Origin of the sequence: Ideonella sp. (assembly GCF_041914305.1) — a bacterium.
Classification (GTDB): Bacteria; Pseudomonadota; Gammaproteobacteria; order Burkholderiales; family Burkholderiaceae_C; genus Ideonella.
In genome coordinates, this window is sequence record NZ_JAYSDQ010000013.1 from 129,416 (window position 1) to 143,880 (window position 14,465).

The following is a 14,465-nucleotide window of genomic DNA, read 5'->3' on the forward strand; positions in this document are numbered from 1 at the left end:
AGAGCGCCCCACCATGCCATTGATCGACGACCTCGCGGCCGATGCCGCCACGATCGCCTCGCTGCGACGTGAGATCCACGCCCACCCCGAGCTTTGCTTCGAAGAGGTCCGCACCGCCGACCTGATCGCCCGGCAATTGACCGAATGGGGCATCCCGATCCACCGCGGCCTGGGCAAGACCGGTGTCGTCGGCATCGTCAAGAACGGCAGCAGCCCACGCGCGATCGGCCTGCGCGCCGACATGGACGCGCTGCCGATGACCGAGCACAACCGCTTCGCCCACGCGAGCCAGCACCCCGGCAAGATGCACGCCTGCGGCCACGACGGCCATGTGGCGATGCTGCTGGCCGCGGCGCGCCATTTGGCCAGGCACCGCGACTTCGACGGCACCGTCTACCTGATCTTCCAGCCGGCCGAAGAAGGCGGCGGCGGCGCGCGCGAGATGATCAAGGACGGGCTGTTCAAGCTGTTCCCGATGGACGCGGTGTTCGGCATGCACAACTGGCCGGGCTACGAAGCGGGCCAGTTCGCCGTCTGCGATGGCCCGGCGATGGCGTCCAGCAATGAGTTCAAGATCACGATCCGCGGCAAGGGCGCCCACGCGGCCCTGCCCCACCTGGGCCTGGACCCGGTGCCGGTGGCCTGCCAGATGGTGCAGGCCTTCCAGACCATCGTCAGCCGCAACAAGAAGCCGATCGACACCGCCGTCGTCTCGGTGACGATGATCCACACCGGCGAGGCCACCAACGTCATCCCCGACAGCTGCGAGATCCAGGGCACGGTGCGCACCTTCACGCTCGACGTGCTCGACCTGATCGAGCGCCGGATGAAAGAGATCGCCGAGCACACCGCGGCCGCCTTCGGCCTCAGCGCCGAGTTCGAGTTCCACCGCAACTACCCCCCCACGATCAACCACCCGGGCGAAGCGCAGTTTCTGCGCGGCGTGATGCGCGAGCTGGTGGGCGAAGCCAACACGCTGGACTTCGAAGCCGCGATGACCGCCGAGGACTTCAGCTACTTCCTGCTCGAAAAACCCGGCGCCTACTTCGTCATCGGCAACGGCGACGGCAGCCACCGCATCTCGGGCCATGGCCTGGGCCCGTGCACGCTGCACAACCCGAACTACGACTTCAACGATGCGTTGATCGCGCCGGGGGCGGCGTTGTGGGTGAGGCTGGCCGAGCGGTTCCTGACGCCAGCCTGAGGCGATTGGGGTGGATGTCCTGATTTGACCGATACCGGTCCGATTCAGGGCTGGCAGCGCGGCGGCTTCAAGGGAAACATGGCATCCTCTGCCACTGAAACCCGTTGACCATCATGTCCATTTCCGCCCGCCCCACCACCGCCCTCATTCTCATCGACGTGCAGGAGTCCTTCCGCGCCCGGCCCTACTGGAACGACGCCGAGGCGCCGGCGTTCTTCCAGCGCACCAACGCGCTGGTGGCCGGCTGCGCTGCCGCCGGCATCCCGGTGGTGCAGGTGTTCCACGTCGACGAGCCGAACCGTGCCGACAATCCGTTCTCGCACGCCAGCGGCCTGATCAAACCCCTGGCCGAGCTGGCGCCATTCGACCCGGCACTGGTGGTCGAGAAGCACCGCCACAGCGCGCTGGTCGGCTCGGGCCTGCCGGTGTGGCTGCACAGCCAGGGCATTCGCCGGCTGATCGTGGCCGGCATCCGCACCGAGCAGTGCTGCGAAACCACCACCCGCCATGCCAGCGACGAGGGCTGGGAGGTCGACTACGTGACCGAGGCCACGCTGACCTTCGACATGACCACGCCGTCGGGTGCGACGCTGAGCGCCGCCGCGATCCGCGAGCGGACCGAAACCGTGCTGGCCGGCCGCTTCGCGACCATCTGCACGGTCGAGCAGGCGCTGGCGCGCGCCAAGAGCGCGGAGTGACGATGCGAAACGAGGACTGGTTGCTCCTCATGCGGCGCCCCGTTGGCCGGCTGGCGGATGCCGATTTGGCGCGGCACCCGGCGCGCGGGCGGGATGCGCCGTGGAGCGACGCGTGAGCCCACCGATCCAGGTGCTGTTCGTCGTGCTGCCGGACAGCCTGCTGCTGGACGTGGGCGGGCCGGCCGAGGCCTTCCGGCTCGCCAACGCGCAGCTCGAGGCTCGGGGCCGCGCCCCGGCCTACCGGATGCGTTTCGTCGGGCCCGACGCGACGACGCCATCCTCGGTGGGCCTGGCGCTGACGGGCCTCGAGCCGCTGCCCGACCACCTGGCCGAGCCGACCTGGATCGTGCTGGTCGGCCGGCCCGGCAACGCGCTGCAGGTGGTGCGCCACCAGCGCGCCTGGTTGACAGCGCGCCACTGGCTGGCGCAGGTCGTGGCGCCCGCGCTGGCCGGCGCCGACACGCCGCATCGCCTGTTGACGGTGTGCTCCGGCGCGCTGCTGGCGGCCGATGCCGGCTTGCTCTCCGGGCGTTGCGTGACCACCCACCACGAGCTGCTGGACGAGCTGACGGCGCTCGCCCCCGCGGCCCGCGTGGTGGCGAACCGGGTGTTCGTCGAAGACGGCGTGTTCTGCAGCAGCGCCGGCGTCACCGCCGGCATCGACCTGGCGCTGCACCTGATCGCGCAGACCCAGGGCGAGGCGCTGGCCTCGGCGGTGGCACAGGTGATGGTGGTGTTCCACCGCCGCGGCGCCGACGACCCCGAGCGCTCGCCGCTGCTGGCGGGCCGCAGCCATCTGCACCCCGCCGTGCATGCGGTACAGACCGCCGTGCTCGACGCGCCCGGCGAAGACTGGTCGCTCGAGCGCATGGCCGCGCTGGCGCACGTGACACCGCGCCACTTGGCGCGGCTGTTTCGTGAACATGCCGGCGTCACGCCGCGCGAGCATGTCGAGCAGGTGCGCCTGTCGCTGGCGCAAGAGGCGAAGCAGGCGGGCCTGCGCACCCAGCAAGCGGTGGAACTGGCCGGCTTTCGCTCGGACCGCCAGTGGCGCCGGGCACGCGGCCGCGCCGCAGCGTCCAACTAGACGATCAACCCACGCTCGACCAACTCACGTTCCAGTCCGGCATCGCCGACGAACTGCAGCGCCTGCCAGCCCAGCGCCTTGGCGGCCTCGACATTCGGGCCGTGGTCGTCGATGAACAGGATCTGCTCGGCCGGCAGACCGAACTGCTTGAGCGCATGGTCGAAGATCGCCGTGGCCGGCTTGTTGACCTTGGCACGCGACGAGAACACCCCGCCGTCGAACCAGGCCATGAAGTGGTGCGTGCGCTCCAGGTGCTCGGCAAACGGCAGCGGCATGTTGGACAAAAAGTACAGCGGCCGGCCCGCGGCCTTCAGCCGCTCCATCAGCGCCACGGTGCCCGGCAGCGGCGTCAGCGAGGCGGGCGCGGCATCGACCACGGCCTGGACCTCGGCCTGGTCCAGCCCGGTGCGGCGGGCGATGCGCTCGACCAGCGCCGGCACCTCGACCAGGCCACTGTCGAAATCGCCCCAGTCGCCCTGGTAGCTCTGGAAGATCTGGTCCACCCAATGGGCTGCTGCCTGCAGCGAGGCCGCGCGCTGCGGCAACACGCGGCGCAGCAGCGCCTCGGGCTGCCAGTCGAAGACCACGCGGCCGAAGTCGAAGACGATGGCCATGTCCACGGTCGATGTGTCGAGCAAGGTGTCGCTCCAGGCACTGGCTTTGATCATGCTCATCCTCGCAAACGCGCCAGCAGGCCGGCGGTCGAGCCGTCCAGGCCCGTCGGGTCACCCGAGGTGAAGCGCGGCAGCAATTGGCTGCACAGCGCCTTGCCGAGCTCGACGCCCCATTGGTCGAAACTGTTGATGCCCCAGATCGCGCCGCTGGTGAAGACGCGGTGTTCGTACAGCGCGATCAGCGCGCCCAGCGAGCGTGGGTTCAGTGCCTCCAGCAGCAGCGTGGTGCTGGGCCGGTTGCCGGGGAAGCTGCGGTGGCGTGCGAGCACGCCGCGGTCCAGCGTCTGCGATGCCGTCGGCGCCTTCTCGCCGGCGGCCTCGGCGGCGGTCTTGCCGAGCATCAACGCCTGGCTCTGCGCCAGGCAGTTGGCCAGCAGCTTGGTGTGCAGGTCGGCATGGCCATGGCTCGGCGTCTTGACCGCGATGAACTCGACCGGTACGACATCGGTGCCCTGGTGCAGCATCTGGAAGTACGCGTGCTGGCCATTGGTGCCGGGCTCGCCCCAGACCACCGGGCTGGTGCCGAACGGCAGCGCGCGGCCGTCGCTGTCGACGCCCTTGCCGTTCGACTCCATCTCCAGCTGCTGCAGGTAGGCCGGCAAGCGCGCCAGGCCCTGGTGGTAGGGCGCGACCGAGCGGCTGGTGAAGCCGTGGAAGTTGCGGTACCAGACGTCGAGCAGGCCCAGTTGCACCGGCAGGTTCTGCAGCAGCGGCGCATGCGCGAAGTGCTGGTCCATCGCATGGGCGCCGTCGAGAAAGGCGCGGAACGCGTCGGCCCCGATCGCGATCGCCAGCGGCAGGCCGATCGCGCTCCACAGCGAGTAGCGGCCACCGACCCAGTCCCAGAAGCCGAAGGTGTCGCTGATGCCGAACTCGGCAGCGGCCTTCAGGTTGGTCGTCACGCCCACGAAATGGCGCGTGGTGTCCTTGCCGCCGTTCGCGACGAACCACTCCCGCGCCACCTCGGCGTTGGCCATCGTCTCCTGCGTCGTGAAAGTCTTCGACGCGATGATGAACAGCGTGCGCTCGGGCCTCAGGCCCTGCAGCACCGGCGTGATGTCGTGCCCGTCGACGTTGGAGACGAAGTGCAGCTTCAGCCCCGGGTGGCAGAAGGGCTGCAGCGCGATCGCCGCCATGCGCGGGCCGAGATCGGAGCCGCCGATGCCGATGTTGACGATGTCGGTGTAGCCGCGGCCCGCCTCGGCGCGGATGCGCTCGGCATAGGCCAGCAGGCGGTCGAGCACGTCATGCACGTCGGTGCTGAACGGGGCGGCGCCACGCGGCGCCCGCAGCGCGGTGTGCAGCACCGCGCGGCCTTCAGTGGTGTTGATCGGGTCGCCGGCCAGCATCGCGTCGCGCCGCTGGGCCAGGTGGCAGGCTTCGGCCAGCTCGGTCAGCAGGCGGCGGGTGAGCTCGTCCCAGCGGTTCTTCGACAGGTCGGCGAAAACCTCGGGCGCCTGCAGGCCGAAACGGTCGAAGCGCATCGCGTCGTCGGCAAACGCCGAGCGCAGATCGAAGTCGCGACCATGGGCTTCGAAGTGGCCGCGCAAGGCGGTCCAGGCGACGGTCTGGTCGCAACGCGGCGCGGCAGCAGTGTTCATGCCTCAGGCCTCCTGGATCAGTTGATCGAGCTTGGCCGCATCGGCGGCGAACAGGCGAATGCCTTCAGCGAGCTTCTCGGTGGCCATCGGGTCGTCGTTCAGCGCGTAGCGAAAGCTGGTCTCGTTGTAGAGCACCGCATGCAGCTCAAGCTGGCGCGCATCACTGGCGTCCAGCGCAGGCGACAGCGGCGCCTCGCTGGCCTGCAGCTGGGCCAGCAGATCGGGGCTGATGGTCAACAGGTCGCAACCGGCCAGGGCCACGATCTGGCGGGTGTTGCGGAAGCTCGCGCCCATCACCTCGGTCGGGATGTCGAACTTCTTGTAGTGGTTGAAGATCTGCGCCACCGACCGGACGCCGGGGTCGTTGTGACCGGACATCGCGGTGTCGTCCCACGCCGCGCCGGCCTGCTTCTTGTGCCAGTCGTAGATGCGGCCGACGAAGGGGCTGATCAGCGTGACGCCGGCTTCGCCGCAGGCCACCGCCTGGCAGAAGCTGAACAGCAGCGTCAGGTTGCAGCGGATGCCCTCGCGCTCCAGCGCACGGGCGGCCTGGATGCCCTCCCAGGTCGATGCGATCTTGATCAACACACGGTCTCGCGGCACCCCGGCGTCTTCGTACAGGTCGATCAGGCGGTGGGCGCGGGCGATCGTGGCGGCGGTGTCGAACGACAGGCGGGCATCGACCTCGGTCGACACCCGGCCGGGCACGACCTTCAGGATCTCGCGGCCGAAGCGCACCAGCACCCGGTCCACGACTTCGGCCAGCGGCAGGCCACGGTCGGCGGCCACCGTTTCCTTCAGCAGCGGCGCGTAGTCGGGCTGCTGCACCGCCTTGAGGATCAGCGAGGGGTTGGTCGTGGCGTCGCGCGGCGCGTATTGCGCCAGCTGCTTGAAGTTGCCGGTGTCGGCCACGACGGTGGTGTAGGCCTTGAGTTGGTCGAGTTGGTTCATGGTGAGAGGCGGCCGCCTGAAGATGACGCGGAGAGCGCGCGGGCCTCATTAGAAACCCTGATCCGGTTTCATCGCGGTTACGCCCCATGGGCCAGTGGGGCGTCGTTGACCCGCCGAAGAAACTCATGCATCATTCAGCATGTAACTTTGTTTCACCTCTGACCCATGTCCTTCGACCTCGTTTTCTTCGGCGGTACGGGCGACCTGACCTGGCGCAAGCTGATGCCGGCGCTGTTCCAGGCCTTTCGACACGGCAAGTTGCCGGCCGACGGCCGCATCCTGGCGGTGGCGCGCGACGAGCGCAGCGACGCCGACTACCGCCAGTTCATCCGCGAGCGCTTCGTCGATGTCGACAGCTCCAAACGGCCCAGCGATGACGAGTTCGACCGCTTCGCCGCGCTGCTGCACTACCGCCGGATGGACCTGTCGCAGCCGGCCGACTACGCCGGCCTGAAGACCTGGCTCGACGAGCGCGGCGCCGACACCGCGGTGCTGTACCTGGCCACCAGCCCGCACCTGTTCCCGGTCATCTGCGAGCAGCTCGGCGCGGCCGGCCTGAACGGGCCGAAGGTGCGCGTGGTGCTCGAAAAACCGCTCGGCCACGACCTGGCCAGCGCGCAGGAGATCAACCGCGTCGTGCGCTCGGTGTTCACCGAGCGACAGGCTTTCCGCATCGATCACTACCTCGGCAAGCCGGCGGTGCAGAACCTGATGGCGCTGCGCTTTGCCAACGCCTTGTTCGAGCCGCTGTGGCGGCGCGAGTGCATCTCGAACATCCAGATCACGCTGGCCGAGTCGATCGGCGTCGGCACGCGCGGCGACTTCTACGACCGCACCGGCTGCCTGCGCGACATGGTGCAGAACCACGCGCTGCAGCTGCTGACGATGATCGCGATGGAGCCGCCGTCGACCAACGACGCCGACGCGATCCGCGACGAGAAGCTGAAGGTGCTGAAGTCGCTGCGACCCTTCACGCCCGAGAGCGTGGCGCGCGACGTGCTGCGCGGCCAGTACAAGGCCGGCACCGTCGATGGCAAGAGCGTGCCCGGCTACCTGGACGAGGTGAAGGTGCCGCACGACAGCGCCTGCGAGACCTTCGTCGCGCTGCGCACCGAGGTGCAGAACTGGCGCTGGGCCGGCGTGCCCTTCTACCTGCGCACCGGCAAGCGGCTGGCGGCGCGCGACGCGCAGATCGTGGTCAACTTCCGCGAGGTGCCGCACCCGATCTTCCCGGGCTCGTCGCGCGCCAACAAGCTGGTGATCAAGCTGCAGCCGGAAGACGGGCTGGAGCTGCACCTGCTGGCAGCCAAGGGCTCGGGCCAGAGCGACGCGCTGTCGCCGGTCTCGCTGGACCTGGACTTCGACAAGGCCTTCCCGACCGAGCGCGTGGGCGCCTACGAGCGCTTGCTGCTCGACGCGATCGCCGGCCGCCTGAACCTGTTCGTGCGCAGCGACGAGCAAGAGCAGGCCTGGCGCTGGGTCGAGCCAATTCTGGACACCTGGGCCCAGGACACGAGCGACCTGAAGACCTACACCGCCGGCAGCTGGGGCCCGCCCGCGGCCAGCGCGATGGTCGCGCGCGACGGCTTCGCGTGGGCCGAGGAGCAGTGATGGCGGCCCCTGGCCCCGTGGGTACATGGGCCGGCCTTGCAGGCCGCGCCGACCCAGGAGGATCGGCCCTTCACCAGGCGTGGCCAGCCCCCCGGGCTGTCCACGTCCGGGCTCAGCCCCCGCACGGACCGGGCCTTGTTCGGGAGCAGCCCGGCGCTGCGGCCCGCGGAGCGTGGCCAGATGCTTGATCGAATCCGCGCCTCGATCCCCGCGTTGCCACCGGCCGAGCAGCGCGTGGCCAAGCTGGTGCTCAGCGACCCGCGCAGCTTTGCCTCGATGCCGGTCGGCGAATTGGCCGAGCGTTCGCACGTCAGCAAGCCGACCGTGGTGCGGTTCTGCCGCAGCGTGGGCTACGACGGGTTGTCCGACTTCAAGCGCAAGCTGGCCGGCAGCGTCAACGAGGGCGTGCCCTTCGTGCATCGCTCGGTCGATGAGGACGACAAGCCGTCGGACATCATCGTCAAGGTGATCGACAACGCGGTCAGCGCGCTGCTGAAATACCGCAACGACGCGGCGGGCCACGCCTTCGAGCGCGCGATGGCGGCGCTGGTCGAGACGGCCAAGCACAACGGCCGGGTCGAGTTCTACGGCGTCGGCAACTCCGGCATCGTGGCGCAGGATGCGCAGCACAAGTTCTTTCGCCTGGGCGTCAACGCGGTCGCGATGAGCGACGGCCACGTGCAGGTGATGAGTGCGACGATGCTCAAGCCGGTCGACTGTGCGGTGGTGATCAGCAACTCGGGCCGCAGCCAGGACCTGCTGGGCGTGGCCGAGATCGCGCAGCGCAAGGGCGCGACGCTGATCGTGATCACCGCCAGCGGCTCACCGCTGGCCCAGATGGCGCAAGGGTCGGGGCAGATCCTGCTCGCCGCCGATCACCCGGAAGACTACGACCGCTACAGCCCGATGGTCTCGCGCATGCTGCACCTGATGTGCATCGACATCCTGACCACCGGTGTCGCGCTGCGCCTGGGGCCCAGCATGCGGCCGGTGCTGCAGGAGATCAAGCGCAATCTGCGCACACGCCGCTACGCGCAGCCGGAATAGCGCCCGACCCCGGGCGCCGGCCGGCGCGTCAGGACATGCCCAGCAGTTCGGCCACGCCGTAGAGCCTGGCCAGGTCGACCAGCTTGGGCGGTGCGTTGCGCACCTCGAAACCACGTTGCCGGCCCTCGGCCAGCCGGCGGCATTGCAGCAGCACGGCCAGCGAGGCCGAGTCGATCTGGGCCAGCGCGCCGGCGTCGATCACGATCGTGCTGTCGCCGGCTTCGGCGATGGCAGGGCCGAGCGAGGCCAGCGCCGAGCGCGCGTCGCGCAGCGTCAGCGCGGCCGGCAAGGTCAGGGTTGTCGAGGCCTCGCTCATGGCTTCAGCTCTTGGCCGCGGCCTTGTTCTTGTCGGCCAGCTTGGTGATCAGGCCGTCGATGCCGACCGAGCCGATCTCCTGCGCGAAGCTGCTCTTGTACTGCTCGACCAGCCAGACGCCCAGCACATTGACGTCGTAGATCTTCCAGCCGCCGTCGGTCTTCTCGAGGCGGTAGTCGAGCTGGATCGGCTCGCCCTTGCCCTTGATCTCGGTCCGCACGACGACCTCGGTGTCTTCGGCGCCGGCACGGTAAGGCTTGAGCTGCACGGTCTGGTCGCGCACCTGCGTCAGCGCGCCGGCATAGGTGCGCACCAGCAGGGTCTTGAACTCGGTCTGCAGGCGTTGCTGCTGGTCCGGCGTAGCGGTCTTCCAGGGGCGGCCGACCGCGGCGGCGGTCATGCGCGGGAAGTTCACGTTGGGCATCACCTTGGTGTCGACCAGCGCGATGATCTTGGACACGTCACCTGCCTGGATCGCCTTGTCGGCCTTCAGGGTGTCGATGACCTCGGTAGAGACTTGCTTGATCAGCGCATCGGGCGCGGTCACGTCGGCACGAGCAGCCAACGGGCCCACCAACGAGGCGGCGGCCACGGCGGCCAGGGCAACACGGCGGGTCAGGGTAAAGGCAAACATCGGGTTCCTTCCTTGTGGAGGCACGGTGCCCAGGGGGGCTCCGGCCGGCTCAGTCAACGCGCCGGCGGGCGGGCCGGTTCACCGGCATCGGTGACAAATTGCAGCGAGCGGGCGCTCACTTGGGCGCAGGCGCTTCGTTGTCGGCGTCTTCGTCGTCGTCTCGCGACTCGGGCGGGTTGCCGTCGTAGACCTGATTTTGCCGCCGTGACAGGTAGGCATCACGCAGGAAGCTGTATTTGTCCAGCGCCACGTCATCGAGCACGCGGCTCGCCCCGAGCAGGCCGGCGCGGGTGCTGACCACTTGCAGCAATGTCACGCCGAGCAGCTTGGCGCGGGTGTCGTCGATCAGCGAGGTCGGGCTGGCCTGCATGTCGACCGGCAGCGCGGCCGTGTCACGCAGGGTCGACGGGCCGAGCACCGGCAGCATCACGTAGGGGCCCGAGGGCATGCCCCAGCGGCCCAGCGTCTGGCCGAAATCTTCGGGCTGCTTTTCCAGGCCGATCTCGGTGCCGATGTCCAGCAGGCCGCCAAAACCGAGCACGCTGTTGGTCGCCACCCGCATGCCCATCTGCAGCGAGCTTTCAAACTTGCCTTGCAGCACGTGGTTGACGGCCGACCAAGCGTCGGCCACGTTGCCGAACACGTTCTCGATCAGCGTGCGCACGTACTCGGGCACGATGTTCTTGTAGGCCTGCGAAACGGGCTTCAGCAGCGCGGTGTCGACCGCTTCGTTGAACGAGAAGACCGAACGGTTCCAGGACTCGAACGGGTCTTTCTTCGACGGCATCGGCTTCGCGGCCGGCTTGTCTGCCGCCTCGTCGCCGGGCGCCGGCGCAGCCCCACTGGCCGCGGCGGCCAGCAGCGGCCCCGGGGCGGCCATGTCGCCGTCGCCGGCGCGCGCCGCACCGCTCAGGGCCAGCGCGATGGCGCAGGCGGCAGCCAGCTTCATTTCTTGTCCCCGTTCTCGTTGCCGGCGTCGCCGGCCTTGCTCAGCAGCACCTGGCCGATCAGGTTTTCGAGCACGATCGCCGACTGGGTCTGCTTGATCATGTCGCCGGCGGCGAAATTCTTGTCGTCGGCGCCGGGGTCGATGCCGATGTACTGGTCGCCCAGCAGGCCCGAGGTCAGGATCTTGGCCGACGAGTCTTTCGGGAACTCGACGCCGCTCGAGATCTGCAGGCTGACCACGCCCTGGTAGGTCTTCGGGTCGAGCTTGATCGAGGTCACGCGGCCGACCACCACGCCGGCCGAGCGCACCGGGGCGCGCACCTTCAGGCCGCCGATGTTGTCGAAGCGGGCTTGCAGGGTGTAGGTCTCGCCATTGGTGAAGCTGGCCAGGTTGGCGGCCTTCAGGGCCACGAACACCAGGGCCGCAATGCCCAGCAGCACGAACAGGCCGACGAGGGTTTCGATGCTTTTCTTTGCCATCGTTAGATTCCTTAGCGCGTGGAGAACATCAGCGCCGTGAGGATGAAGTCCATGCCCAGCACCGACAACGACGAGATCACGACGGTGCGGGTGGTGGCATAGGCCACGCCTTCCGGCGTGGCTTCGGTTTCGTAGCCTTGGTACAGCGCGACAGCGGTGCAGATGACGCCGAACACCGCGCTCTTGACGACGCCGTTGCCGACGTCGCGCCAGACGTCGACGCCGCTTTGCTGGATCGACCAGAAGTTGCCCGGGTCGATGCCGATCAGGCCGACCGCCACGATCCATGCGCCGGAAATGCCGATCGCCGAGAACATGATCGCCAGCAGTGGCATCGAGATCGCACCGGCCAGGAACCGCGGCGCCAGCACCCGCTGGCGCGGGTCGATCGCCATCAGCTCGAGCGCGGCGATCTGCTCGCCGGCTTTCATCAGGCCGATCTCGGCCGTCAGCGAGGTGCCGGCGCGCCCGGCGAACAGCAGCGCGGTGACCACCGGGCCCAGCTCACGCACCAGCGACAGGTTGACCACCAGCCCCAGCGACTCGGCCGCGCCGTAGGTGACCAGCGCGTAATACATCTGCAGCGCGAGCACGAAGCCCACCGCCATGCCCGAGGCCAGGATGATGACCAGCGAGCGATTGCCGATCGCGTGGATCTGCGCCACGACCAGGCCGAAACGGCGCAGCGCCGCCGGCAACGCCGCCAGCAGGTCAACGAAGAAAAGGGCCGCCCGGCCCCAGCTGCCGAAGCCGCGCAGCGCCCAGGCGCCCAGACTGGCGAGCCAATTCATGCCTTGCCTCGCAGACCGTAGTCGACGGCCATCTCGCGCGCCGGGTAGTGGAACTTGACGGGCCCATCTGGCTCGCCGCGCACGAACTGGCGCACCTCGGGGTCGGTGCTGGCCATCAACTCGGCCGGCGTGCCCTGCGCCACGACACGGCCACCGGTGGCCAGCAACACGACCCAGTCGCTGATGGCCATGCACTCGGGCACGTCGTGCGAGATGACGAGCGAGGTGGCACCGGTCACGTCGTTCAAGGTGCGGATCAGGTTGGCCGCCACCCCCATCGAGATCAGGTCCAGGCCGGCGAACGGCTCGTCGTACATGATCAGTTCGGGGTCCAGCGCGATCGCGCGCGCCAGCGCAATGCGCCGCGCCATGCCGCCCGACACTTCGCTGATCTTCAACGGTGCCGCGCCACGCAGGCCGACCGCGTTGAGCTTCATCAGCACGATGTCGTGGATCAGCTCTTCGGGCAGATCGGTCATCTCGCGCAACGGGAACGCCACGTTGTCGTAGACCGACAGGTCGGTGAACAGGGCGCCGAACTGGAACAACATGCCCAGGCGGCGCCGCATGCGGTACAGCTGCGCGCGGTCGCGCACATTGACGACCTCGCCATCGAACACGACCCGGCCCGCGCTGGCGGCGTACACGCCCCCAATCAGGCGCAGCAAGGTCGTCTTGCCGCAGCCCGAGCCGCCCAGGACGGCCGTGACCTTGCCGCGCATGAAGCGCAGGCTGATGTCGTTCAGAATCGTCCGGCTGGCGTCATATCCAAACGTGACGTGATCGATCTCAATGAATGGGTCGCTCATCTCGGGCAGGGATTTCCCGAGGATTGTCGCATGCGCGTTCCGGGCGACCGGGGTGGGCCGGGCGCTTTGCCCGGCCACCACGTACGGGCACGTCGCTGCAACACGACAGGCCAGGCCCGCCTGTGCTACCGCGCAAGCTCAACGGGGCAGCGCCGACGACCCCATCAAGAACTCGTCGACCGCACGCGCGGCCTGCCGGCCTTCACGGATCGCCCAGACCACCAGCGACTGGCCGCGCCGCATGTCGCCGGCCGCGAAGACCTTGTCGACATTGGTCTTGTAGCCGTTGGCCGCGTCGGTGCCGGCCTTGGCGTTGCCGCGCATGTCCAGCTCGACGCCAAAGGCCTCGATGACCGGTGCCACCGGGCTGACGAAACCCATCGCGAGCAGCGCGAGGTCGGCCTTCAGCAGTTGCTCGCTGCCCGGCACCTCGGTCATCTTGCCGCCCTTCCACTCGACGCGCACGGTCTTCAGCCCGGTCAGCTTGCCTTTCTCGCCGACGAACTCTTTGGTCGCGATCGCGAACTCGCGCTGGCAGCCTTCTTCGTGGCTGGACGAGCTGCGCAGCTTGTACGGCCAGTACGGCCAGGTCAGCGGCTTGTCTTCGGTTTCGGGCGGCATCGGCATCAGCTCGAACTGCGTGACGCTGGCCGCGCCATGGCGATTGCTGGTGCCGACACAGTCGCTGCCGGTGTCGCCGCCGCCGATCACGATCACATGCTTGCCATCGGCGCGGATCTGACCTTTGAGCTTGTCGCCGGCATTGATCTTGTTTTGCTGCGGCAGGAACTCCATCGCGAAGTGCACGCCGTCCAGATCGCGGCCGGGCACCGGCAGGTCGCGCGAGGCTTCGGCGCCACCGGCCAGCAGCACCGCGTCGAACTCGGCCTTCAGCTCGTCCGCTGTCACGCTCGACTTGGCCCAGTTGGTGACCTTCGACCCCTTCGGCAGCTCGCCGACCATCACCCCGGTGCGAAACACCACCCCTTCGGCTTCCATCTGCGCGACGCGGCGGTCGATGTGCGACTTCTCCATCTTGAAGTCGGGGATGCCGTAGCGCAACAGCCCACCAGCGCGGTCGTTCTTCTCGAACACCGTCACCGCATGGCCGGCGCGCGCCAACTGCTGCGCCGCCGCCAGGCCGGCCGGGCCGGAGCCGACCACCGCCACCTTCTTGCCGGTCTTCACGGCCGCCGGTTGCGGCTTGACCCAACCTTCTTGCCAGGCCCGGTCGATGATCGCGTGCTCGATCGACTTGATGCCCACCGGGTCGTCGTTGACGTTCAGCGTGCAGGCCGCTTCGCAGGGCGCCGGGCAGATGCGGCCCGTGAACTCGGGGAAGTTGTTGGTGCTGTGCAGCACCGTGATCGCGTTCTTCCAGTCGCCCCGGTAGACCAGGTCGTTGAAATCAGGGATCACGTTGTTGACCGGGCAGCCGTTGTTGCAGAACGGGGTGCCGCAGTCCATGCAGCGCGCGCCCTGCACCTTGGCCTGGTCGGCGGCGAGGCCGATGACGAATTCCTTGTAGTGCTTCAGCCGCTGAGGAACGGGCGCGTAGCCTTCTTCGACGCGCTCGTACTCGAGGAAACCAGTGACTTTTCCCATGGTGTGCTC

General features: G+C 68.5%; 15 protein-coding genes. 5 read left to right on the forward strand and 10 right to left on the reverse strand.

The features are described 5' to 3' along the window. Nucleotides 1–13: 13 nt before the first annotated feature. The 3 genes from ACE3SG_RS17720 (at nucleotide 14) to ACE3SG_RS17730 (ending at nucleotide 2,989) form a co-directional block, all read left to right on the forward strand. On the forward strand, nucleotides 14–1,204 hold the full coding sequence (locus ACE3SG_RS17720; RefSeq protein WP_374567215.1) for a M20 aminoacylase family protein: 1,191 nt from the start codon (nucleotides 14–16) through the stop codon (nucleotides 1,202–1,204). Nucleotides 1,205–1,317: 113 nt separating this feature from the next. After that, a complete protein-coding gene (locus tag ACE3SG_RS17725) occupies nucleotides 1,318–1,902 on the forward strand; it encodes a cysteine hydrolase family protein (RefSeq protein WP_374567217.1) in 585 nt (194 codons plus the stop codon). Between the two features lie 112 nt (nucleotides 1,903–2,014). Further along, nucleotides 2,015–2,989, forward strand: coding sequence for a GlxA family transcriptional regulator (locus tag ACE3SG_RS17730; protein ID WP_374567219.1), 975 nt, complete (start codon nucleotides 2,015–2,017; stop codon nucleotides 2,987–2,989). Here ACE3SG_RS17730 and ACE3SG_RS17735 read toward each other — a convergent pair. Genes ACE3SG_RS17735 through tal form a run of 3 tightly spaced genes read right to left on the reverse strand, consistent with a single transcriptional unit; the run spans nucleotide 2,986 to nucleotide 6,215 of the window. Beyond that, entirely contained in the window at nucleotides 2,986–3,657 is a 672-nt protein-coding gene (locus tag ACE3SG_RS17735; protein WP_374567221.1) for an HAD family hydrolase, read from the reverse strand. The two genes, ACE3SG_RS17730 and ACE3SG_RS17735, sit on opposite strands and share 4 nt — an antisense overlap. Nucleotides 3,658–3,659: 2 nt before the next feature. Next, nucleotides 3,660–5,264 (reverse strand): glucose-6-phosphate isomerase, encoded by a 1,605-nt coding sequence (gene pgi, locus ACE3SG_RS17740; protein ID WP_374567223.1) that lies wholly within the window; start codon nucleotides 5,262–5,264, stop codon nucleotides 3,660–3,662. A 3-nt stretch (nucleotides 5,265–5,267) separates the two neighbouring features. Further along, nucleotides 5,268–6,215: a transaldolase gene (gene tal / locus ACE3SG_RS17745; RefSeq protein ID WP_374567225.1), complete on the reverse strand. Its 948-nt coding sequence runs from the start codon at nucleotides 6,213–6,215 to the stop codon at nucleotides 5,268–5,270. Between the two features lie 165 nt (nucleotides 6,216–6,380). Between tal and zwf the strand changes: the two genes are divergently transcribed. Together zwf and ACE3SG_RS17755 are read left to right on the forward strand one after the other, a co-directional pair. Beyond that, a complete protein-coding gene (zwf, locus tag ACE3SG_RS17750; RefSeq protein ID WP_374567227.1) occupies nucleotides 6,381–7,826 on the forward strand; it encodes a glucose-6-phosphate dehydrogenase in 1,446 nt (481 codons plus the stop codon). Between the two features lie 180 nt (nucleotides 7,827–8,006). Next, nucleotides 8,007–8,873 carry a MurR/RpiR family transcriptional regulator gene (locus tag ACE3SG_RS17755; protein ID WP_374567229.1) on the forward strand — a complete coding sequence of 289 codons (867 nt, stop codon included), beginning with the start codon at nucleotides 8,007–8,009 and terminating at the stop codon, nucleotides 8,871–8,873. Nucleotides 8,874–8,901: 28 nt separating this feature from the next. Here ACE3SG_RS17755 and ACE3SG_RS17760 read toward each other — a convergent pair whose 3' ends face one another. From ACE3SG_RS17760 to ACE3SG_RS17790, 7 genes are all read right to left on the reverse strand, one after another. Continuing rightward, entirely contained in the window at nucleotides 8,902–9,189 is a 288-nt protein-coding gene (locus ACE3SG_RS17760) for a lipid asymmetry maintenance protein MlaB (protein WP_374567230.1), read from the reverse strand. Between the two features lie 4 nt (nucleotides 9,190–9,193). Next, nucleotides 9,194–9,823 carry a phospholipid-binding protein MlaC gene (locus ACE3SG_RS17765; protein ID WP_374567232.1) on the reverse strand — a complete coding sequence of 210 codons (630 nt, stop codon included), beginning with the start codon at nucleotides 9,821–9,823 and terminating at the stop codon, nucleotides 9,194–9,196. 115 nt (nucleotides 9,824–9,938) lie between these two features. Continuing rightward, complete coding sequence (locus tag ACE3SG_RS17770) at nucleotides 9,939–10,772, reverse strand: VacJ family lipoprotein (RefSeq protein ID WP_374567234.1); 834 nt, start codon at nucleotides 10,770–10,772, stop codon at nucleotides 9,939–9,941. Continuing rightward, entirely contained in the window at nucleotides 10,769–11,251 is a 483-nt protein-coding gene (gene mlaD, locus ACE3SG_RS17775) for an outer membrane lipid asymmetry maintenance protein MlaD (protein ID WP_374567236.1), read from the reverse strand. Before mlaD ends, ACE3SG_RS17770 begins: the two co-directional genes overlap by 4 nt. Before the next feature lie 11 nt (nucleotides 11,252–11,262). Next, nucleotides 11,263–12,042, reverse strand: a complete 780-nt coding sequence (gene mlaE, locus ACE3SG_RS17780; protein WP_374567238.1) for a lipid asymmetry maintenance ABC transporter permease subunit MlaE — start codon at nucleotides 12,040–12,042, stop codon at nucleotides 11,263–11,265. Further along, complete coding sequence (locus ACE3SG_RS17785; protein ID WP_374567240.1) at nucleotides 12,039–12,851, reverse strand: ABC transporter ATP-binding protein; 813 nt, start codon at nucleotides 12,849–12,851, stop codon at nucleotides 12,039–12,041. Before ACE3SG_RS17785 ends, mlaE begins: the two co-directional genes overlap by 4 nt. Nucleotides 12,852–12,989: 138 nt before the next feature. Continuing rightward, complete coding sequence (locus ACE3SG_RS17790; RefSeq protein ID WP_374567242.1) at nucleotides 12,990–14,456, reverse strand: glutamate synthase subunit beta; 1,467 nt, start codon at nucleotides 14,454–14,456, stop codon at nucleotides 12,990–12,992. Nucleotides 14,457–14,465 lie beyond the last annotated feature (9 nt).